Annotated in this window: 19 protein-coding genes and 1 pseudogene; 14 read left to right on the top strand and 6 right to left on the bottom strand. The window is 69.3% G+C overall.

Annotated elements, in window-relative coordinates; all coding sequences use genetic code 11:
* The first annotated feature begins 6 nt into the window (after positions 1-6).
* Together FB464_RS17545 and FB464_RS20335 are read left to right on the top strand one after the other, a co-directional pair.
* Positions 7-843 (top strand): alpha/beta fold hydrolase, encoded by an 837-nt coding sequence (locus tag FB464_RS17545; protein ID WP_116415882.1) that lies wholly within the window; start codon positions 7-9, stop codon positions 841-843.
* Positions 844-872: 29 nt separating this feature from the next.
* Positions 873-1,160 (top strand): annotated as a pseudogene (locus FB464_RS20335) (SDR family oxidoreductase); the annotation flags it as partial.
* 119 nt (positions 1,161-1,279) lie between these two features.
* On the opposite strand, the gene FB464_RS17535 reads toward FB464_RS20335, so the two are convergent.
* The 3 genes from FB464_RS17535 to FB464_RS17525 all read right to left on the bottom strand — a co-directional run bounded on the left by FB464_RS17535 (position 1,280) and on the right by FB464_RS17525 (position 5,792).
* Positions 1,280-2,725: an MFS transporter gene (locus FB464_RS17535; RefSeq protein ID WP_116415884.1), complete on the bottom strand. Its 1,446-nt coding sequence runs from the start codon at positions 2,723-2,725 to the stop codon at positions 1,280-1,282.
* Between the two features lie 151 nt (positions 2,726-2,876).
* Entirely contained in the window at positions 2,877-4,727 is a 1,851-nt protein-coding gene (locus FB464_RS17530; RefSeq protein WP_142206751.1) for an alpha/beta hydrolase family protein, read from the bottom strand.
* Positions 4,728-4,859: 132 nt separating this feature from the next.
* The gene (locus FB464_RS17525) at positions 4,860-5,792 is read right to left on the bottom strand and encodes a Ppx/GppA family phosphatase (protein WP_116415886.1); all 933 of its coding nucleotides are present in this window, start codon (positions 5,790-5,792) and stop codon (positions 4,860-4,862) included.
* A gap of 125 nt (positions 5,793-5,917) precedes the next feature.
* On the opposite strand from FB464_RS17525, the gene FB464_RS17520 reads away from it, so the two are divergent.
* From FB464_RS17520 to FB464_RS17480, 9 genes are read left to right on the top strand one after another with little or no spacing between them, the layout of a single operon-like run.
* Positions 5,918-7,264 carry an MFS transporter gene (locus FB464_RS17520; RefSeq protein WP_211347325.1) on the top strand — a complete coding sequence of 449 codons (1,347 nt, stop codon included), beginning with the start codon at positions 5,918-5,920 and terminating at the stop codon, positions 7,262-7,264.
* Positions 7,265-7,294: 30 nt separating this feature from the next.
* On the top strand, positions 7,295-8,473 hold the full coding sequence (locus FB464_RS17515) for an amidohydrolase family protein (RefSeq protein WP_116415888.1): 1,179 nt from the start codon (positions 7,295-7,297) through the stop codon (positions 8,471-8,473).
* A 5-nt stretch (positions 8,474-8,478) separates the two neighbouring features.
* Positions 8,479-9,732, top strand: a complete 1,254-nt coding sequence (locus FB464_RS17510) for an alpha-hydroxy acid oxidase (protein ID WP_170151983.1) — start codon at positions 8,479-8,481, stop codon at positions 9,730-9,732.
* A 10-nt stretch (positions 9,733-9,742) separates the two neighbouring features.
* Positions 9,743-10,348 carry a Rieske (2Fe-2S) protein gene (locus FB464_RS17505; RefSeq protein WP_170151984.1) on the top strand — a complete coding sequence of 202 codons (606 nt, stop codon included), beginning with the start codon at positions 9,743-9,745 and terminating at the stop codon, positions 10,346-10,348.
* 7 nt (positions 10,349-10,355) lie between these two features.
* Positions 10,356-11,444 carry an amidohydrolase family protein gene (locus FB464_RS17500; RefSeq protein ID WP_116415890.1) on the top strand — a complete coding sequence of 363 codons (1,089 nt, stop codon included), beginning with the start codon at positions 10,356-10,358 and terminating at the stop codon, positions 11,442-11,444.
* Between the two features lie 8 nt (positions 11,445-11,452).
* Positions 11,453-12,265 (top strand): HpcH/HpaI aldolase family protein, encoded by an 813-nt coding sequence (locus FB464_RS17495; RefSeq protein WP_116415891.1) that lies wholly within the window; start codon positions 11,453-11,455, stop codon positions 12,263-12,265.
* Complete coding sequence (locus FB464_RS17490) at positions 12,262-13,236, top strand: phosphotriesterase family protein (RefSeq protein ID WP_116415892.1); 975 nt, start codon at positions 12,262-12,264, stop codon at positions 13,234-13,236. The genes FB464_RS17495 and FB464_RS17490 overlap by 4 nt, the downstream gene beginning before the upstream one ends.
* A gap of 2 nt (positions 13,237-13,238) precedes the next feature.
* Positions 13,239-13,571 (top strand): 2Fe-2S iron-sulfur cluster-binding protein, encoded by a 333-nt coding sequence (locus tag FB464_RS17485; protein WP_116415893.1) that lies wholly within the window; start codon positions 13,239-13,241, stop codon positions 13,569-13,571.
* Positions 13,568-14,854 carry an NAD(P)/FAD-dependent oxidoreductase gene (locus FB464_RS17480; protein WP_211327417.1) on the top strand — a complete coding sequence of 429 codons (1,287 nt, stop codon included), beginning with the start codon at positions 13,568-13,570 and terminating at the stop codon, positions 14,852-14,854. Before FB464_RS17485 ends, FB464_RS17480 begins: the two co-directional genes overlap by 4 nt.
* Positions 14,855-14,864: 10 nt before the next feature.
* On the opposite strand, the gene FB464_RS17475 is transcribed toward FB464_RS17480, so the two are convergent.
* Positions 14,865-15,557, bottom strand: coding sequence for a GntR family transcriptional regulator (locus FB464_RS17475; protein WP_116415895.1), 693 nt, complete (start codon positions 15,555-15,557; stop codon positions 14,865-14,867).
* A gap of 163 nt (positions 15,558-15,720) precedes the next feature.
* On the opposite strand from FB464_RS17475, the gene FB464_RS20475 reads away from it, so the two are divergent.
* Entirely contained in the window at positions 15,721-15,852 is a 132-nt protein-coding gene (locus FB464_RS20475; protein WP_281279792.1) for a hypothetical protein, read from the top strand.
* A gap of 251 nt (positions 15,853-16,103) precedes the next feature.
* On the opposite strand, the gene FB464_RS17470 is transcribed toward FB464_RS20475, so the two are convergent.
* Positions 16,104-16,352, bottom strand: coding sequence for a hypothetical protein (locus FB464_RS17470; protein ID WP_116415896.1), 249 nt, complete (start codon positions 16,350-16,352; stop codon positions 16,104-16,106).
* A gap of 332 nt (positions 16,353-16,684) precedes the next feature.
* On the opposite strand from FB464_RS17470, the gene FB464_RS17465 reads away from it, so the two are divergent.
* A complete protein-coding gene (locus FB464_RS17465; RefSeq protein ID WP_142206750.1) occupies positions 16,685-16,885 on the top strand; it encodes a hypothetical protein in 201 nt (66 codons plus the stop codon).
* 406 nt (positions 16,886-17,291) lie between these two features.
* Complete coding sequence (locus tag FB464_RS17460; RefSeq protein WP_116415897.1) at positions 17,292-17,867, top strand: hypothetical protein; 576 nt, start codon at positions 17,292-17,294, stop codon at positions 17,865-17,867.
* A 195-nt stretch (positions 17,868-18,062) separates the two neighbouring features.
* On the opposite strand, the gene FB464_RS17455 is transcribed toward FB464_RS17460, so the two are convergent.
* Positions 18,063-20,702, bottom strand: a complete 2,640-nt coding sequence (locus FB464_RS17455; protein WP_116415898.1) for an ATP-dependent Clp protease ATP-binding subunit — start codon at positions 20,700-20,702, stop codon at positions 18,063-18,065.
* Between the last annotated feature and the right edge of the window lie 68 nt (positions 20,703-20,770).

The raw sequence follows: 20,770 nt of genomic DNA, 5'->3' as shown, positions 1-20,770 counted from the left end.
TTCATCGTGGCATTTGTGACAACAGACGACGGCGCAGAGATCTACTTCAAGGACTGGGGCAGCCCTGACGCGCAGCCCATCATGTTCCATCACGGCTGGCCGCTGTCAGCGGACGACTGGGACGCCCAGATGCTCTTCTTCCTGGCGAAGGGCTACCGTGTGATCGCCAGCGATCGGCGCGGGCACGGTCGCTCCTCCCAGATCGGCACGGGCCACGACATGGACCACTACGCCAGCGACGTCGATGCCGTCGTTCAGCACCTCGACCTGCGGAACGCCGTGCACATCGGCCACTCGACCGGCGGTGGCCAGGTTGCCCGCTATGTCGCCCAGTACGGCGAACCGCAGGGGCGCGTGGCGAAGGCCATCCTCGTGTCGTCCGTGCCGCCCCTGATGGTGCAGACGGACGCAAACCCTGACGGTACCCCGATCTCGGTCTTCGACGACTTCCGGAGCGCGCTGGCAGCGAACCGTGCCGAGTTCTTCCAGGCCGTCGCCTCCGGGCCGTTCTACGGCTTCAACCGTGACGGCGTCACCCCCTCCGAGCCGGTCATCGCCAACTGGTGGCGGCAGGGCATGATGGGCAGCGCGCTCGCACACTACGAAGGCATCAAGGCGTTCTCCGAGACCGACCAGACCGATGACCTGAAAGCCATCTCCGTGCCGGTGCTGGTGACCCAGGGCGACGATGACCAGGTCGTGCCGTACAAGGATGCCGCGCTGAAGCAGCACGAACTGCTCAGCAACTCGACCCTGAAGATCTACGAGGGCTACCCGCACGGCATGCTGACCACGCACGCCGACGTCTTGAACCCCGACCTGCTGGCCTTCATCCAGCAGTAGTCGCCGCCGCCGTCGGCGCACGCCGGGACATGCCGGGGTGCGCCGACGGTGACAACGGGGCCAACGTGGTCGTCTCCGGGCGTCGCGCCGAGGCTCTCGCCGAGACGGTCGGCGGGTTCCCGGATGCCCGCACCCTCGTCGTGCCGGCTGACATCTCCTCGCGGGCCGACGTCGACGCCGTCGTCACGGCCGCCGTGGAGCGGTTCGGCGCCCTCGACGTTCTGGTCGCCAACGCGGGCGTGTACTTCGGCGGGGAGATCGACGAGCTCACCGATCCGCAGTGGGCGACGCTGAAGGCCACGAACATCGACGGTGTCGTGTTCTCGGTGTCGACCAGATGGCAACCACCCCTTCATCGAGTGGGCAGTTTGGGCCCTGAAATCGCAGATTTGGGGCCCAAACTGCCCACTCGATGGGGTGGTGGGCGGTCGTTACTTCAGCCCAGGTGGACGGCTACGGGGTGCTCGTTCTGCGGCAGCAGGTCGCTCTTCGAACCGCGGATGAAGATCACGGCGATGACGGATGCCGCCACCATCGCGATGGCCGCCGCGATGAACACCGCGGAGTAGCCGTCGGTGAAGGCGGCCAGCATGTCGGTGCCCGTTTCGAGCGAGCGCTGCTCGACGCCGGCGTAGATCGCCGTGAACACCGAGACGCCGATCGAGCCGCCGATCTGCAGGGCCGCGTTGACCGTGGCGGACGCCGCACCGGCATCATGCGGGGCGACCCCGGTGAGCGCGAGGTTCTGCAGCGTGACGAAGAGCATCGACAGGCCGATGCCGAGCAGCACGAGCCCGGGCAGCACTTCGGTGAAGTAGTTGCCGCCGGGGGTGATTCCGCTGAGGTACCAGAGGCCGGCCGCGCCGACCAGCGGTCCGGCGATGAGCAGCGGCCGCGGGCCGACCGTCGGCAGCAGCTTCGTGAGGAACGGCACGACCAGCAGGATGACGATCGTCATGGCGACGTTGGCGAGGCCGGCCATGAGCGGGCGCATGCCGAGCACGATCTGGAAGTGGAACGTGAGGTAGAGCGTGGCACCGATCAGCACGCTGCCGACGACCGCCTGCATGAGGAACGCCCCACCACGAACCCGGTTTGCGACGACCCGGAGCGGCAGGAGCGGCTGCGCCACCCGCGATTCGATGACGACGAAGAGCACGAGCAGACCCGCGCCGAGCGCGAGGAAGCCGATGGTGTTGGCGGACCCCCAGCCGTCTTCGGCGAGGCTGAAGCCGTACACGAGCGAGCCGAGACCGAGCGTGACGGTGATTGCGCCCCAGATGTCGAGACGGTTCTCGCCCTCGGCACGGCTCTCGCGGAGGTACAGGATGCCGCCGATGAATCCGAGGATCACGAAGACCACGTTCACCAGCAGGCACCAGCGCCAGCTGGTGAACTCGGTGAGCACGCCGCCGAGGATGAGTCCGACGGCCGCACCGCTGCCGCCGATGATGCCGAACACGGCGAACGCGGTGTTGCGGTCGCGGCCCGAGGCGAAGGTGACGGTGAGCAGGGCGAGGGCCGCCGGGGCGAGCAATGCGGCGAACAGGCCCTGGAGGCCGCGGGCGATCACGAGTTCGGTACCGTTCTGCGCCAGTCCGCCGAGGGCTGACGCGATGCCGAAGCCGAGCAGCCCGACGAGGAACGCGCGCTTGCGACCCCAGTAGTCGGCGATGCGGCCGCCGAGCAGCAGCAGGGCGCCGAAGACCAGCACGTAGGCGGTGACGACCCACTGGCGCTCAAGATCGCTGAGGCCGAGCTCGGCCTGGGCATCCGGCAGCGCGATCGTGACGATGGTGGCGTCGAGTACCACCACGAGTTGGGTGAGCGCCAGAACGGCGAGCGAGAGCCACCTGTTCGGCAGGCGGAGTGCGTCGGACATGAAGAAACCCCCAGGCTTCTGAAGAAACGAAGATGCTGGAGGTTTCAAGCCTCGGATCGGCACTGCACAGCGTGCCCGCCTGACCGTCCCCGGACCACGTGGTCGGGCAGGCTTCCACTCTACATGCGGCAGAGCGGCCCGCGCCGGGCCGTCAGGAGGAGCGGCGCTTCGCCCCCAACCGGGAGGCGAGCACCGCGGCTCCGGCACCCGCCGTCGCCAGCCCGGTCGCGATCGCAGCAACCGGCCCGGCCTCGAGCCCCGTCGCGGCGAGCGCCGGCTTGACGGTACCCGCTCCCGCACCGCCGTGGCCCGGCACCGCCGGGTTGACCGGCGGAACGGGTGGCACAGGGGGCGCAGGCGGCGTGGGGGGCGTCGGCGCGTGACCGAAGATCCCGTCGAGCCAGTCGAACACCACCTCGTTCCGCACCTGCGGTCCCATCGGGGCGTCGTGGAACTCCGCGCCCGATTCGTGCGTGAAGTCGTAGGAGGTCGTGGAGGCCGCCCCGGTCATCCACCCGGCCGCCGTGCCGGCCTGGCCCTCGAAGAAGGTGTCGGCCTCGTACGTCAGCAGCAGCGCGTGGGCCGTGATCTGGCCGAACAACGCCTGGTCGCCGTTGTAACGCGTGAAGGCGGCGAGAAGCTCGACGACATCGAAGATCGGCTGGCCGGTGAGCGCGCGGGCGTGGAACTGCTGCCCCATGATCTCGCCCCGTTTGTTGAGCAGGAAGCGCAGCTGCGCCTGGGACTGGTCAACAGCCGGGGGCAGACCTGTCTTCGGCAGGCTGTTGTAGTAGTAGACGTAGTCCTCGTCGGGGATCCCCTTCAGCGCCGCGTACGGCTGGGTGCAGTCGTACAGCACCGGGTCGGCGACCACGGCCTTCAGCCGGGGCTCGTGGGCGGCGGCGCGCAGGACGAGCAGGCCGCCGAAACTCCACCCGGTGAGCGCCACGGCCGCGGGGTCGGTCTCCGGCTGGGCGATGACGAAGTCGACGAGAGGGCTGACCACGTCCTCCCAGTACGGCGTGAAGGGCAGGTCTTTCTCGAAGAGCATCGAACCCTGGCCGGGTCCCTCGAACATCAGCGCGTTGTAGCCGCGCTCGAGGGCCGCGGCACCGCCGTAGGCGTAGGTGTCGACCAGTTGCGCGTCGCTGCCGTTGTTGATGATGACGGTCGGCTTCGCTCCGGTTCCGGATGCCCGGGCCCAGTACGCCGGGATCGTGACGTTCTGCGCGACCGGGTTCCCCGCCGCATCCGGGAACCGCACGACAGCCGGGATCTCGACGCGCGTCCAGACCGGTTCGAGCAGGGCTGCGGCGGCGGCCCAGCAGCGCTGCATCGACGCGTAGATCTCGGGCTCGCGAGTGGGGGCGTCGGTGCCGAGCACGAAGAAGAGCACCCCCGTGTAGTACCCCGCGGCCCGCAGGTACTTCGAGCGCGCACTGACGTACCGGCCCGCGGCGAGGTCGGTGTCGGCATCCTTCGCCAGGCGCACCGCGAGAGCCTCGAAGGCGTCGTTGTAGGGCTGGTAGACCGGGAGGTCGGCTGAGGTGAGACCCTCCATCGCCTTGGTGGCGACGGCCACGGCCGAGGCGACCTCGCCCACCTCGGCCGCGCCGTACGCGGACTCGCCGTAGTTGAACTGGGTCTGGAAGTTGAGGTCGTCCTGCAGGGGGAAGGGGGTGAGGCCGGGGTCGAAGCCGAGCCCGGCGTTCACCGGTGCGACGTCTGCTGCGACCACAGCGCCCCGGGCACCCGCGCCCGCGGCGGCCGACGCCGATGCAGCGCTCGACGACTGCGCGAGCGGTGCGGCAGATGCCGCTCCGCCTGAGAACAGCACCGTGCCGACCCCGCCGGTCGCAGCCAGCCCGAGGAGGCCGCGGCGGCTGAGGCCGCTCCGCTCGCCGTCGACGGCCGTCTCGTCGTTCATACCGGTCGTGTTCCTGCTCGCGCCCATGGCGTCCCCGCTCCGTTGTGGTCGAAGGGTGCCGACACCGTCAGGCACGCCCGGAAGGGTTGCCTGGTGAACCCCCGTCCGAGAGAGAATCTAGCGGACTTTCCAAGAGATAATCCAGCGGACATTCCGCGGGAGAGTCGGTGCGCGATCCGTGCGCGGCAGCGGCAGGGCAGACGCCGGTCAGAGCGCCCGCAGCTGGTCGAAACGCTGCAGGATGAGGCCCTCCCGGAGAGCCCAGGGGCAGATCTCGGCGACCGCGATACCGAGTCCCGAGAGCGCGGCCTCCGCCACGAGGGCCGCAGCGAGCATCTGTTTCGCGCGGACATCCGAGACCCCCGGCAGCTCAGCCCGGTCGGCCGCACTCATCGCGGCCAGTCGGTTCGCCCAGAGGGTCAGATCGCGCAGGTGCAGTTCGCGCTTCACGTAGGGACCCGCCGCGCGCGGCGCCGCCCCCGTGATGCGGGCGAGCGAACGGAACGACTTCGAGGTCGCCGCCACGATGGTCGCCGGCTCGAGTTGCTGCAGCGCGGCGATGGGCTCTTCGAGCGTCTCGCGGATGTACCGCCGGGCCGCCTTCACGCTCTTCGCGGTCGGCGGGTTGCCCGGCAGGTGGTCCCAGGTGAGCCGGCCGGCGCCGAGCGGCACCGACAACGCGAGCTCCGGATGCTCATCCGCCCCCATGGCGAGCTCGAACGATCCCCCACCGATGTCGAGGTTCAGGATGTTGCCCGAACCCCAGCCGTACCAGCGCCGCACGGCGAGGAACGTGGCCGCCGCCTCATCCGGCCCGCTCAGCTCGGCGAGCCGGATGCCCGTCTCCGCGAACACGCGGGCGAGAACCGCCTCGCCGTTCGCCGCCTCGCGGATCGCCGACGTGGCGAACGCCAGCAGGTCTTCGGCGTCGTGCGTGCGGGCGAAGGCGGCCGCCTCCGTGATGAAGTCGATGAGCTCCCGCTGCCCTGACTCGTCGATCGCCCCGTCGTCGTCGAGGAATGCCACCAGCTGCAGCGCCCGTTTGAACGAGCCGAACGGGATCGGCCGGGCCCCCGGGTGCGCGTCGATGAGGAGGAGGTGAACCGTGTTCGAGCCGATGTCGAGAACGCCAAGCCGCATACGTCGAACCTAGCGCTTCGCGCTCATGCACCGTTTCCGCCCGTCCGCTTGATTTTATAAAAGATAAAAAGTAGCGTGTCCTAGACGCGATGACGCGGCGCTCACGGATGCAACGGAGGATCTTTGTGAATGAATCACCGAACGGAACGGTAGGGGTCGCAGAACCCGATCCACAGGCCGTCCAGCTGGCCTCGCCGAGAGAAGTGAGACGCGTCCTCGTCTCGAGCTTCGTCGGTGCCCTCATCGAGTGGTACGACTTCTACGTCTTCGGCATCGCCTCGGCCATCGTCTTCGGGCGCATCTTCTTCCCGGCTGTCGATCCTGCTGTCGGCACCCTCGCCGCGTTCGCCACATTGGCCGTCGGCTTCTTCGCCCGTCCGATCGGCGGCGCGATCTGGGGCCACTTCGGTGACCGGATCGGGCGCAAGCGGATGCTCGTGCTCTCGATCATCGTGATGGGGATCGGCACCACGATCATCGGCATGCTGCCGACCTACGCCCAGATCGGAGTGGCGGCGCCGGTCATCCTCGTCATCCTCCGCTTCCTCCAGGGCATCGCCGCCGGCGGCGAATGGGGCGGCGCCGTGCTCATCGCCATGGAGCACTCACCGAAGCGCCGTGGACTCTCCAGCAGCTTTCCGCAGATGGGGCTGACCGGCGGCATCCTGCTCGCCACGGGCGTGTTCGCCCTGGTCGCACTGCTCCCCGAAGACCAGCTGCTCTCGTGGGGCTGGCGCCTGCCGTTCCTCTTCTCGGCGATCCTCATCGTCGTGGGGCTCTGGATCCGGCTCGGCATCCACGAGAGCCCGATCTTCCTCGCCGCGCAGAAGGCGGCCGCCGGAGCCACCGGGACGGTCAAGCAGCAGGCCCCGATCATCCAGGTCTTCCGGCACCCGAAGGCGCTGATCATCGCGATCTGCCTGGTCGTCGGCCCGTTCGCCATCAGCTCGGTCTACTCGACCTTCGCGGCCTCCTACGGTCTGCTGGTCGGCTTCAACGCCTCGCAGATGTCGACCGTCGTGCTCTTCACCGCGGCGATCGGGTTCGTCTGCCAGCCCATCTTCGGGGCGCTCTCCGACTACTGGGGCCGGAAGCTCGTCGTGACGATCGGCCTTGTCGTGCAGGCGGTGAGTGCGTTCTTCATGTTCGAGCAGCTGAACGCGCACAGCCTCCCGGGCGTCTACCTGACGATGGGGATCATCGGCGTCGGTCATGCGATCTGCTACGCACCGATGGCGGCCTGGCTCGGCGAACTGTTCCCGACTCACCTGCGCTACACCGGGGCATCGCTCGGCTACCAGATCGCCGGCTCGGTCGGCGGGCTGACGCCGCTCATCTGTTCCGCCCTGCTCATCGCCGGAGGCGGCGCTCCCAACACCCTCTACGTGGTGCTCTTCAGCGTGCTGGTCAACGTGATCGCCCTGGTCGCGGTGCTGTTCGCCCGGGAGACCTCCAAAGATGTGCTCGTCTAGACCGCTTTTCCCAAGGTAAGGAGAACCACTGTGACCATCACCGATCGCCCCACCGCCGGCGAGACCGTACCCGAGGTCGGCGCCCCCGGCAGCAAGCTGGGTGTCATCGACGTCGACTTCCACCCGATGCCCGTGCCGACCGACCCGCAGGTCGCCGAGCACCTCCCCCAGAAGTGGAAGGACTACATCAGCCGGTACGGCCTCGGCACGTTCGGCGGCGGCGTCTCCCCCGCCCAGCGCGAGTTCACGCACCGGCTCGACGCGGTCGACGAGAACGGCCGGGTCGGAGTGGATCCGCATCTCGCGGTCGAGCAGGTCGTCGACCTGTTCGACATGAGCGCCGTCGTGCTGACCTGTCCGCAGGCGTACATCATCACCAACGGCGGCGTGAACATGCCGCACGAGATGGCGATGTCGCTCTACAGCGCGTACAACGACGCGCTCGGCTACACCTGGTGCGGCGCGGACGACCGGTTCCGGGCATCCATCACCGTCGCCCGCGACCTGCCGGGAGCCGCGGAGGAGATCGAGCGCTGCATGGAGGGCCCGAACGGCGACAAGTACGTGCAGGTGCTGATGTCACCGGCCGGCGCCGACCCGATCGGCAAACGCCGCTACTGGCCGATCTTCGAGGCCTGCGAGCGTTACAACATCCCGCTCGGCTTCCATGTACCCGGCATGGGCCGGCAACCCACGGGTGCGGGCCGGCAGAACTTCTACTCGGAGATGCACGCCGCGTTCGCGGTGCTGCCGCTCGCGATGGTGCCGAGCTTCGTGTACGAGGGCACCTTCGACCGTTTCCCGAAGCTGAAGATCGCCGCCCTCGAGCTCGGCTGGGACTGGGTGGTGCCCTACAGCTGGCGGCTGGATGCGACCTACGAGAAGCTCCGCGACGAGCTCACCCATCTCGAACGGAAGCCCTCCGACTACCTCAAGGAGCACTTCTGGTTCAGTACCCAGCCGCTCGAGGAGCCGGAGCACCCCGAGCAGACCGAGGGCGTCTACGAACTGTTCGAGAGCGCCGGTTTCGCCGACCGTCTGATGTTCTCCTCGGACTACCCGCACTGGGACTTCGACTCGCCCTACGAGTCGGTGCCCGAGAGCTTCCCCGAAGACCGCCGCCGCCGCATCCTCGGCGAGAACGCGTCGAAGCTCTACAACCTGCCCCTGAAGCCCGGCCACGGGCTGCCCTCCCCGACGGAGTTCTGATCCCTGTGCCCCCCTTCATCAACCCTCTTGCCACGCGGCTGGCCGCGCGGCGGCTCGACGCGGTGCGGAACGCCACGGATGCGCGCCGCGTCGCCCGCGGGCAGCTCCCGAAAGCGATCTTCGACTACGTCGACGGCGGCGCCGAAGACGAGATCACCCTGAACTGGAACCGGCAGGCATTCAGCGACATCTCGCTGGCGCCGCACGGCGCAACCTGGGTGCCCGACCCCGACCTCCGCACGACGGTTCTCGGCTTCGACCTCTCGATGCCCGTGCTCACCGCGCCCTGCGGCGGCATGCGGCTCGTTCACCCCGACGGCGACCTCGGCATCGCCCGCGCGGCCTTCGAAGCCGGAACGGTGCATGTCGCGACATCCGCTTCGGGCTACTCGCTCGAGGAGATCGCGAAGACGCCGGGCGAGCAGTGGTTCCAGGCCTACCGGTTCTCGAACGAGCAGGCGATGCAGACCCTCGTCACCCGGGCCCAGACAGCCGGTTTCGGCGCGCTCGTCGCGACGATCGACACGGCGGTCGCGGGCAACCGGGAGAAGGACTTCCGCAACGGGTTCAGCTACAACATGCGCATCAACCTGCAGAACATCGCCCGGATGGCCCCGCGGATGAGCACCCGGCCCGGCTGGGTCTACCGCTTCATGCGCGACGGCATGCCGTTCGAGCTGCCGAACACTGCCGACCTCACGAGCGACGGCAAGCCGATGGAGCTCACCGAGATGACCCGCACCGGCAAGGACTCGCACTCCCCCTCGTGGGACGACATCCGCTGGATGCGTTCCCACTGGGACGGCCCGCTGGTCGTCAAGGGGATTCTTACGGTGGCGGATGCCCGGCGGGCCGTTGCTCTCGGCGCCGACGGCATCATCGTGTCGAACCACGGCGGGCGCCAGCTCGACGGAGCCCCCGCCACGATGACGGTGCTCCCCCAGATCGCGGACGCAGTCGGACACGCTGTCGAGATCCTCCTCGACAGCGGTGTGCGCCGCGGCAGCGACGTGATCAAGGCCCGCGCGCTCGGGGCGAAAGCCGTGCTCGTCGGGCGGCTGCCGTCGTACGGCCTCGCGGTCGCCGGGCAGTCCGGCGTCTCGCACGTGCTCGAGATCCTCCGCGCGGAGATGATCCGCACGATGCGGCTGATGGGCTGCACCACTATGTCGGCCCTCGATCCGTCGTGGCTCAGCGGGGCATCCGCGCCGACCCCGACCCCCACCGCCGCCGAACTGCCCGACCTCCTCACCAGATAGGACGACCGCTGTGAGCACCGAAACAGCTCCGACCACCGCGACAGGCGCGACGGACCGACCCAAGCGCCAGCAGCGCTTCGTCGTGGGCCGCGTCGACGACTTCCCCGCCGACGGCCGGCTGCTCGTCGAGATCAACGGCCGCGAGATCGGCATCTTCAAGGTGAAGCACGAGTTCTTCGCGATGCTGAACCGCTGCCCGCACCTCGGCGGGCCGCTCGCGAAGGGCCAGATCGTGAACGAGATCACCTCGACCGGGCCCGGCAACGTCAGCCTCGACCCGAGCGCCACGATCGTCACGTGCCCCTGGCACAACTGGGAGTTCGACATCCGCTCGGGCCAGTCGTACTGGGACCCGCACAACCTGCACGCCCGCCCGTTCGCGATCGCGATCGAGACCGGTGAGGCGGTCGCTGAGCAGGTCGACACCGGCGCGGTCGGGCGCATCAAGGGGCCGTACAAGGCCGAGATGATCGACGTCGGGGTGGAGTCCGACTACATCGTGCTCTCGCTGAAGGCCCAGCCCCGGGCATCCGGCGCCAAGAATCTCGGCAGCACCGGCAGCGCCCCTGAGGCGCCGACCGCCTGCGCACACACCACCACCACCAACGAGAAATGAGCGCCCCATGACGACTGCACTGCTCTCCGGCACCCCCCGCACGAAGCTCTGGACCGGCTCCGTCATCGACATCGACGTGCACGCGAACGTCCCCTCGATCGAGTCGCTGTTCCCCTACATGGAGCCCGTCTGGGTGCAGGCCACCGAGGAACGCGGCTGGCACGGCCCGACCGGCCCGCGCTACTCGTACCCGCCCGGCGCGACCACGACCGCACGCCCCGAATGGCGGCACGACGGCGAGGAACCCGCCTCGAAGCTCCGGATGCTGCAGACCGACCTGCTCGACCCGTGGAACGTCGAGAAGGCCATCGTCAACTGCTACTACGGCATCGACTCGCTGCGTCACCCCGACTGGGCGCCCGCACTCGCCCGCGCCGTGAACGACTGGATCATCGCCGAGTGGCTCGACAAAGACCCCCGCCTCTCGGCCTCCCTGGTCATCCCGGCCCGGGACCCTCTCGCGGCTGCCGCCGAGATCGACCGCGTCGGCTCGCACCCGGGCTTCGTGCAGGTCATGCTGCCGGTGCGCTCTGAACGGCTCTACGGCCAGCGCATCTTCTATCCGATCTACGAGGCCGCGACCCGCAACGACCTGGTCGTCGGCCTGCAGTGGGGCGGCACCACCGAAGATGCCCCGTCGCCCACCGGCTACTCCTCCTACTACGCCGAGGAGTACGCGGCCGAGACGCAGCTCTACCTGGCGCAGCTCACGAGCATGGTGTTCGAGGGGACGTTCCAGAAGTTCCCGACGCTCCGGGTCGCCGTGATGGAAGGGGGCTTCACCTGGGTGCCGATGTGGGGCTGGAGCATGAACAAGAAGTGGAAGGGCCTCCGCCGCGAGACCCCGTGGGTGGACCGCCTGCCCTTCGAGATCGTGCGCGACCACATCCGGTTCTCTGTCGCGCCCTCCGACCTCGGCACGGTCGAGCAGTCCAAGCGCATCGTCGACTGGCTGGGGTCGGACGACCTGCTGATGTTCGCGACGGACTACCCGCACCGCCACGACGACCAGCTGGAGAAGCTGCTCGAGGTGGTGCCGGCGTCGATGGCACCGAAGCTGATGTCGGAGACCGCCCGGAGCTGGTACCGGCTGTGACTACTGCCGTGACCACCACGAACCGACTGAAGGAGGTGCTGGCGTCGGGTGAGACCGCCGTCGGCCTCTCCTGCATGCTCGGCAGCGCCCAGATCGCCGAGGAGTTCGCGCTGGCCGGGTTCGACTACCTCTACATCGACCAGCAGCACGGCACGACCTCGGCCGACACTCTGCTCACCATGCTGCGGGCGGTGGCACGATCATCCACGACCCCGCTCGTGCGCGTGGCGCAGAACGACCCCGCCCTCATCGGGCAGGCCCTCGACGCGGGCGCTGAGGGAGTCATCGTGCCGATGGTCGAAGACGCGGCCTCGGCGGCACGGGCCGTGCGGGCGTGCCGCTACCATCCCGACGGCGAGCGCAGCTGGGGGCCGCTCCGGGCGGTCTACGGGCTCGGCTCCGACCCGGCCACGGTCAATGCCCAGGTTCTCTGCCTGGTCATGATCGAGTCGGCGAAGGGCCTGGCGAACGTCGCCGAGATCGTCGACACCCCGGGCGTCGACGGGGTCTACATCGGTCCGGCCGACCTCGCGGTGAGCCTCGGCGGGCTGCCGGTCGGCGTCGAGCAGTCGAGCGATGCGCGACAACTCGCGGCGATCGCCTCGATCCAGGATGCCTGTGGCCGGGCCGGCAAGGTCGCGGCGATCACCGGCAACGCCGCCCGGCAGTCGGCGGCAGGATTCCGCATGGTGACGGTCGCCAGCGACGTGACCATGATCCGGTCCGCGTTGGCGACGGCCAGAACATCCACCCCCCAGAGCTACGGCGTCGTCGACCCGACGAGCGCCTCCCACGAACCGACGAAAGTGCTCCTCACATGACGACCATCGAAACTGTGCGCGGCCCCGTCGCCGCCGAAGACCTCGGCGTGACGCTCACCCACGAACACATCTTCACGAAGAACCCCGAGATCGAGCAGCAGTGGCCCGACCCGGAATGGGAGGGCGAGGAGCCGATGATCGCGAAGGCGGTCGCGGTCTTCCAGACGCTGAAGGCGAAAGGCATCGACACGGTCGTCGACCTCACGGTGCCGGGGCTCGGGCGCTACATCCCGCGCATCCAGAAGGTCGCAGCCGCCACTGACGTCAACATCGTCGTCGGAACCGGCTTCTACACGTTCAAAGACCTCCCCACGTTCTTCAACACCCATGGTCCGGGCCTGATGGTCGACGGGCCGGAACCGCTCACCGAGTTCTTCATCCGCGACATCACCGAGGGCATCGGCGACACCGGCGTGAAAGCGCAGCTGATCAAGATCGCGACCGACGAGTACGGCATCACCGAGGGCGTCGGGCGGGTGATGAGCGCGGCCGCCGCCGCGCACCACGAGACCGGACGCACGATCAGCACGCACACCCACGTCGAACACTTCACCGGGCGCGACCAGCAGGCCTTCTTCCGGAACGCCGGCGTGCCGCTCGAACACGTTCTGATCGGCCACTGCGGCGACTCGACCGACCTCGACTACCTGAAGGAGATCATGGACAACGGATCCACCATCGGGCTCGACCGCTTCGGCATGGAACAGGTGCTCCGCGACTCCGACCGCATCGACATGCTGGTGCAGCTCGTCGAGGAGGGCTACGAAGACCGTCTGACCCTGTCGCACGACGCCGGGGTGTTCAGCATCAACACCCCGCCGTCCTGGCGTTCCCGGGTCGCGCCGAACTGGCACCACGCCAACATCTCCGACAACATCCTGCCCGCGATCCGCGAACGCGGGGTCAGCGAGGCGAGCATCAGCCAGATGATGGTGACCAACGCCGCCCGCGTGCTGACGGGACGGAAGTAATCATGCCCACGATCACCTACTGCCACCCGAACGGATCGCGCGACGTCGTCGACGTGGTACCCGGCACCACCGTCATGCGCGGGGCCGTCATGAACGGTATCGACGGCATCGTGGGCGAATGCGGCGGGCAGGCCATGTGCGCCACCTGCCACGTCTACGTGCACTCCGAGTTCCTCGACGAGCTGCCGGAGCCGAACGACGACGAGGAGGAGATGCTCGAAGAGACGGCCGCGCCGCGGGACGAAGAGCGGTCGCGGCTCGGCTGCCAGCTGAAGATGGGGTCGCGCATCCCGGCGATCGTGGTCGATGTGCCCGAGACGCAGGTGGCGTCGTGAGCGGGGCGGGCTCGGGCGGGGCTGGCCGTGGTGCCGCAGCGGGCGTGGTCATTCTGGGTGGCGGTCAGGCGGGCATCCAACTCGCCGACTCGCTGCGCGCCGAGGGATACCCCGGCGCAATCGACGTGTTCGCCTCGGAAACGCACCTGCCCTACCAGCGCCCGCCGCTCTCGAAGGACTTCATCGCCGAGGGAGCCGACGCGAGTGCTCTGCCGCTCCGGGCGGACAGGTTCTTCAGCGAACTCGACGTGACGTTCCACCCCGGGGTCACGGTGAGCTCGCTCGATCGATCCGCCCGTACCGTCACCACCGACACCGGCGAGGTGTTCGCCTACGACGTGCTCGTCTTCGCAACCGGTGCACGCAACCGCCGGCTCTCCATCGAGGGGGCGGACCTGGCCGGAGTGCACTACCTCCGCACGCTCGACGACGCGCAGGAGCTCCGCGAAGAGCTGGCCTCTGCCCGCAGCGCGCTCGTGGTCGGCGGCGGATTCATCGGGCTCGAGTTCGCGGCCGGAGCCGCCGCCCGCGGCCTCGACGTCACCGTTCTCGAACAGGGCGAGCGCATCATGGGCCGCGTGCTGACGCCGCCGATGTCCTCGCACTTCGCCGGGCTGCACGGGGCGGAGCGCATCGACATCCGCCTGGGCGAGGGCATCGTCGCGCTGCAGGGCGGCGGCGGGCCGGGCGGCGGGCGGGTCACCGCCGGCGTCGGCGCGGGCGGCGAGGTCTACCCGGCTGACATCGTCGTCGTCGGCATCGGCGTGCTGCCGAACGCCGAGCTCGCGGATGCCGCGGGCCTCACCGTCACGAATGGAATCGTCGTCGACGCCTTCCTCCGCACCAGCGACCCGTCCATCTACGCCATCGGCGACTGCTGCAGCTATCCCAACGCCCACACCGGCACGATGACGCGCCTGGAATCCGTGCAGAACGCGGTCGACCAGGCCAAAGTGCTGGCGAAGACCCTCACCGGCACCCCCATCGAGTACGTCGAGCTGCCGTGGTTCTGGTCGCAGCAGGGCGCCAACAAACTGCAGATCGCCGGCATGGTGGATGTCGCGGCCACCACCTTCACTCGAGGCGACCCCGCCTCCGGCAAGTTCTCGGTCTTCTGCTTCCGCGGTGACACCCTGCTCGGCGTGGAATCCGTCAACAGTACGGCCGACCACCTCGCCGCGCGGCGCATCCTCGGCAACCGCCTTCCCCTCACCCCCGCCCAGGCCGTCGACCCCGCCTTCGACCTGAAGGCCTACTCCCGCGCCGCCGTGGCGGCCGCCTGACGGCCTGGGGTCAGGCGTCCGCGGGGGGCTCGTCCCAGAACGAGATCTGGTCGAGCTGCTCGAGCAGCAGGGTGGCCGTGGTCATGAAGTGCGCGTGCATCAGTTCGCGGGCGCGCTGCTCGTCCCCCGACTCGATCGCATCGATGATGGGCGTGTGCCCGTAGCGGTTGACTTCGGCCCAGCCGGGAACCGACGGGAACGAATCGTTGAAGCGCAGCGGCACGAGGCGCACAGCGGCATCCGAGAACCAGCTGAGCTTCGGGGCATCGGCGATCCGGTGCACCGCGCCGTGGAGTTCGGAGTTCACCGCGAGCGCCGCCTCCGTGTGGTGGTCGTCCATCTCGCCGAGACGCTGGTCGATCATCCGGAGCACCTCGACATCGGCAGCCGACCGTTTGAGGGCCGCGCGCGCCGAGAGCTCACCCTCGGCGGAGGCCCACATCAGGTAGGTGTCGATCACGTCCTGCCGACGGATGGGTGAGACCTTGAAACCGCGGTGGGCTTCGTGGGCCACCCAGCCGTCCTGCGCCAGGAGCAGCAGCGCCTCGCGCACAGGCGTGATGCTCATGTTCATCTTGATCGACAGCGGCGCGAGCGCGAGCCGCTCCCCCTGGTGGATCTCGCCCCGGAGGATCTGGTCGCGGATCACCGAGGCGACGGCCTGCCCCAGCAGTTCGCGGCGCGGAACGTCGGGGAAGCTCATGTTCCCAGTGTGTCACGGCACCGGTGCGGGCCACCCGCCGCGCCCTGCCGCAGTGTGCTCACTCGTCCGAGTCCAGGGACCGGCCGTCGCGGGATCAGCGTCCGCCGAAAGATGAGGTGATGCCTGCTCGGGACCCGTTCGCGGGGGGCTACACTCAGGCCCCATGGGCTCCGAGGAGACCCGGGCAGGCCCGGGCGCTCCGGCTGATTCCGACGTCGAAAGTCGGCTCCTCGCCGCGCCCGATCCCTGGTCCGTTCCGGTCATCACCCTGGCGGCCCCTCTGCCCGAGGACTGAGCTCGTCCACAGGACGAAGCAACCAGCGAGTTGTCCACAGATAGCCCTGCGCGCTGCCGCGTTGCGGTGCCGTTCGGCCAGTGTCGGAACATGACGATGTCGAACGACCCCGAACTCACCACCGTTCGCGAGGTGGAGCGCGCCGAGGGCCACCGCCGCGAGCTCGCGCGCGCCGCCACCCGAGGATCGCTCCGTCGGCTCCGGCCCGGCACGTCTATCGCTGAAGGCAGCTGGTGTGCGATGGACGAAGCTCAGCAGTACCTCGCGCTCTGCCGCGCAGCGTCCATCGCAGCCGGCGCCCGCCCGATACTGTCGCACTGGTCGGCTGCGGTCGTGCACGGGATGCCGATCCTCGGATCGTGGCCGAGCGACATCCACCGACTGATGGAACGCACGTCGGGTGGGCGTTCCCGGGCGGGTACAGTGGCCCATCCGACCCGGTTGGACTCGGCCGAGATCGTCGAGGTGAACGGGATGCTCGTGACCTCGGTTGCGCGCACGACGGCCGATCTCGCCGCCTCCGCATCCTTTGGGTCGGCGGTCGCCTCGGCAGACCATGTGCTCCATCGCAAACGGAGAGACCGTCTGACGAAAGATCATCTGCGCGCTGGCCTCGACGCCGCGGGCATCACTCGGGGCAGGCACCGCGCAGAGATGGTCATCGACTTCTGCACCGACCTGGCAGACTCGCCGGCCGAATCGGCAAGCCGGGTGAGTATGCAGATTGCGGGTCTCGTGATGCCCGAACTCCAGTCCGAATTCTCCGACGCCGACGGTTTCATCGGCGCGACCGACTTCCACTGGCCGGGCATCCGGCTGGTCGGGGAGATCGATGGCCGCCAGAAGTACCTCAAGCCCGAATACCTCAAGGGCCACCCCGGGCGAGGTCGTCTACCAGGAGAAGGTGCGGGAGGACCGCCTGAGGGCACTCCCGATGTCGGTGAGACGCTGGGACTGGCAGCGGGCGAACAGCCCGTCGCGCCTCGCCGCGCTGCTCCGCCCCGCCGGCGTGCCCCTCCGCCGTGCCCGCTGACGCCGCCGAGCCCGCGCCACCCCCGGCCCCGCCACCGTGCGCGCGCCACCCGCGCCACCCGCGCCGCCCGAGCCGCGTCGCCGTGCCCGCACCACCCCCGCCGCGCCGCCCGAGCCGCGCCGCCGTGCCCGCACCACCCCCGCCGCGCCGCCCGAGCCGCGCCGCTGTGCCCGCTGACACCGCCGCGCTTCGCGCGACCCCGGCCCCGCCACCGTGCGCGCGCCACCCCCGCCGCGCCGCCGCGCCCCCCTCGCGCTTACGCCTCCCCCTCGCGCGCCGCGCACCCTCCCGCTCCTACTTCGTCGGTTACGCGCACGTTTGTCGCTAGCGCGGGTGCGCGCGCGGGTGCGGAAGCGACAAACCGCAGCGGAACCGGTTGCGGGGGTGCCCCGCTAGACTCTGGCGCATGGAGCCGACGACAACCCGCGACATCCGCCGACGCACCGTGCTGGCGACAGCCGCGTGGGGCGTGCCCGTGCTGGCGCTGGCCGTCGCGGCCCCGGCGGCCGTCGCAAGCGGTGCTGATCTCGTGCTCGCGGAGTCCGGCCCGATCCAGGGCACCGATCCGTCAGTGCTGTCGTTCGTGCTGACGCTCACCGGCCTGCCGGAGCTGCCCGCGAGCTCGCCGGGCGAGTATGTCGGCATCCTGCTCGGCTTCTGCCTGCCCGACGGGCTCACCGTGGAGTCTGTGTCGTCGACGAGCAACGGATGGTCGTTCGAACCGACCGCGGACCCGTACGAAGCAGGCGAGACCTTCGTCTACAACTCGAGCGCCATCGCCGCGGGCGCCTCGGACACGCTGCTGGTGCAGGTGCGGCAGTCCCCCGAGATCACGGGGCTGCACGGTTCACTCGGGGCGGACGCCACGGTCGCGACGACCGGGTACACCCAGGATCTCCAGTGGGAGTACAGCTACGGCACCCCCTCCGGCCCCGCCCTGCTCAACTGCGCCAAGGCGACGCAGCCCGCCACTCCGCGCTGACCCCGCCCCGCGGCGCCGCGGGCGAATCGCGCGCGGTTCCGCGCACGTTTGTCGCTTCCGCGCCTGCGCGCGCACCCGCGGAAGCGACAAACCGCAGCGCAACCGCTGGGCGCGACCGGGCGCAGCGAAGCCCGGGCTCCCGTGAGGGGGCCCGGGCTTCGCGAGGGGGGCGAGGGGCGAGCTGCGGCGCGGGGGTCAGGCCGCCAGCGGGGCGGCCGCTGCGGCGTGGGCAGCCGTCGCGACGAGCGACCCGGCGACAGCATCCACCGTCACCGCGCCGCCGTCGGACAGCGCGCCCGTCACCAGCAGGTCCGCGATCTGGTCGTCGACCTCGCGCTGGATGACCCGCCGGAGCGGCCGCGCACCGTACTCGGGCTCGTAGCCGTGTTCCGCAATCAGGTCGACCGCAGCATCCGTCACCGTCACGATGATCGAACGCGATGCCAACCGCGCACGCGTCGCGCCGAGCAGCAGCTGCACGATCGAACGCAACTGCGGCTGCTCGAGCTTCCTGAACAGCACGATCTCGTCGATCCGGTTCAGGAACTCGGGCCGCATCGCCTCACGGAGCTTGCCCATGACCCGATCCCGCAGCGCCTTGTCACTGCCGAACCCGCCACCGGCGGTCGGGTCGGCGACGAAGCCGATCGCGCCGCCCCGGCTCGCCAGGAACTCCGAACCGAGGTTCGACGTCATGATGATGACCGTGTTGCGGAAGTCGACCGTGCGTCCCTGCCCGTCGGTCAGGCGCCCGTCGTCGAGCACCTGCAGCAACAGGTTGAACACATCGGGGTGCGCCTTCTCGATCTCGTCGAACAGGATGACCGAGTAGGGGTTCCGGCGCACGCGCTCCGTGAGCTGGCCGGCCTCGTCGTAGCCGACGTACCCGGGAGGGGCACCGACGAGCCGCGACACGGTGTGCCGCTCGCCGAACTCGCTCATGTCAAAGCGCAGCATCGACTTCTCGTCGCCGAACAGCGACCCCGCAAGGGTCTTCGCGAGTTCGGTCTTGCCGACGCCGGTCGGGCCGAGGAACAGGAAACTGCCGACCGGACGGTTCTGGTCACCCATTCCCGTCCGATTGCGCCGCACGGCCTTGGCGACAACAGTCACTGCGTCGTCCTGGCCGATCACGCGCTCGTGCAACTCCTCTTCGAGGGCTGCGAGCCGCACGCGATCGACCTCGGTGAGCCGGGAGGCGGGGATGCCCGTGGCCCGTGAGATCACGGCAGCGATCTCCTTCTCGTCGACGACGGCCGCGGCATCCGCGGCGTCAGCCTCGGAAGCCAGCTCCGGAACGTCCCACGACGCGGCAGCGCCCGCGGAGCCCTTCGCACGCGATCCGAGGGCCGCGAGCTCTGCGTGCACACCCTCGATCTCGTCACGCAACCGTGACGCCTCCTCGTAGTGCTCGGCGGCGACGGCCGCGTTCTTCGACCCCTCGAGCTCGGCCAGGTGCGCGAGCAGAGCCGAAGCATCCACCCGCTTGCCGAGGCGGAGCCGCAGCCGCGCGCCGGCCTGGTCGATCAGGTCGATCGCCTTGTCGGGCAGGAACCGGTCGGTCACATAACGAGCCGACAGCTCGACGGATGCCCTGATCGCCTCATCGGTGTAGGTGACGCCGTGGTGCTCCTCGTACGCACCGCGGAGCCCGGACAGGATCAGCACCGCGTCCTCCACGGAGGGCTCGGGTACCTGCACAGGCTGGAACCGGCGCTCCAGCGCGGCATCCTTCTCGATGCCGCGGTACTCCTTGAGCGTGGTCGCACCCACCAGGTGCAGGTCTCCGCGTGCCAGCCGCGGCTTCAGGATGTTGCCGGCATCCATACCGCCTTCGCCCGCGCCACCGGCGCCGACCACGGTGTGGAGCTCGTCGATGAACACGATGACCTCGTCCCGGTGCGACGCGATCTCGTCCATCGTCTTCGTGAGGCGTTCCTCGAAGTCGCCGCGGTAGCGCGTACCGGCGAGCATCGCGGGCAGGTCGAGCGAGACGACGCGCTTCTCGCGCAGGGCCTCGGGCACGCCGCCGTCCACGATCGCCTGGGCGAGGCCTTCGACGATCGCGGTCTTGCCGACGCCGGCCTCGCCGATCAGCACGGGGTTGTTCTTGGTGCGTCGCGACAGGATCTCGATGGTCTGCTCGATCTCGTCGGCACGCCCGATCACAGGGTCGAGCCGGCCGTCGCGGGCGAGCTGCGTGAGATCGGTGCCGTACTGGTCGAGCATCGGGGTCTCGGATGTCGCTTCAGCACCGCCTGCGTCGGGAGCAGTTGCTCCGCCGTCGGCAGGCTGGCCGACACCCTCCCGCATCCCGGCCTGCAGCGCGTCAGGCGTCACACCCGCGGCTGCGAGAACCTGGCCCGCGGGTGAATCCTGGCTGATCACGAGCGCGAAGAAGACGTGCTCGGGGTCGATGTAGGTGCTGCCGGATGCCCGGGCCACCTGGTATGCGTGGAAGAGCGCCCGCTGGGCCGACTGCGTCAGCACGGGAGCGGTCTCGATGCGACCGGTCGTCTGCGGCAGTCGCTGCTCAGCGGCGTCGACGATCGCCGACGGCGAAGCTCCCACGCGCGAGATGGCGTCGGCTGCGGGGTTCTGGCTCGCGATCACGCGGAGGATGTGCAGGGCATCCAGCTCACTGTGACCGTGTTCGAGCGCGAAACGGCCCGCCTCGGCGAGCACTTCGTGGGTGCGGCGGCTCATCAGCCTGCTGATGTCGATGGAGCGGCCGGCCTGCGCCTGGCGTTCGCCCTGCAGGTAGCGCGCCAGGAACTCGTCGAACGAGTTGCCCTCGTTCTGGTTGTCTGCGGTGAAGTCTGGGGTGTTAGGCATGTGTCCTCCTGATGAAACGTGAGTGCCCTCGACTCATGTCAACGTAGGACCCCCGGGCCGCATTCCCG

This window comes from Subtercola boreus, assembly GCF_006716115.1.
Lineage (GTDB): Bacteria > Actinomycetota > Actinomycetes > Actinomycetales > Microbacteriaceae > Subtercola > Subtercola boreus.
The sequence above is the reverse complement of the archived record's forward strand: the minus strand, read 5'-3'. Positions and strand labels throughout refer to the sequence as shown.

Bases quoted from the DNA above. Each gene is read 5' to 3' on its own strand.
- FB464_RS17535 (WP_116415884.1), bottom strand. From the start codon at position 2,725: ATGTCCGACGCACTCCGCCTGCCGAACAGGTGGCTCTCGCTCGCCGTT.
- FB464_RS17525 (WP_116415886.1), bottom strand. From the start codon at position 5,792: ATGCGGCTTGGCGTTCTCGACATCGGCTCGAACACGGTTCACCTCCTC.
- FB464_RS17500 (WP_116415890.1), top strand. From the start codon at position 10,356: ATGACGACTGCACTGCTCTCCGGCACCCCCCGCACGAAGCTCTGGACC.
- FB464_RS17490 (WP_116415892.1), top strand. From the start codon at position 12,262: ATGACGACCATCGAAACTGTGCGCGGCCCCGTCGCCGCCGAAGACCTC.
- FB464_RS17485 (WP_116415893.1), top strand. From the start codon at position 13,239: ATGCCCACGATCACCTACTGCCACCCGAACGGATCGCGCGACGTCGTC.
- FB464_RS17475 (WP_116415895.1), bottom strand. From the start codon at position 15,557: ATGAGCTTCCCCGACGTTCCGCGCCGCGAACTGCTGGGGCAGGCCGTC.
- FB464_RS20475 (WP_281279792.1), top strand. From the start codon at position 15,721: ATGGGCTCCGAGGAGACCCGGGCAGGCCCGGGCGCTCCGGCTGATTCC.
- FB464_RS17465 (WP_142206750.1), top strand. From the start codon at position 16,685: ATGGCCGCCAGAAGTACCTCAAGCCCGAATACCTCAAGGGCCACCCCG.
- FB464_RS17460 (WP_116415897.1), top strand. From the start codon at position 17,292: ATGGAGCCGACGACAACCCGCGACATCCGCCGACGCACCGTGCTGGCG.
- FB464_RS17455 (WP_116415898.1), bottom strand. From the start codon at position 20,702: ATGCCTAACACCCCAGACTTCACCGCAGACAACCAGAACGAGGGCAAC.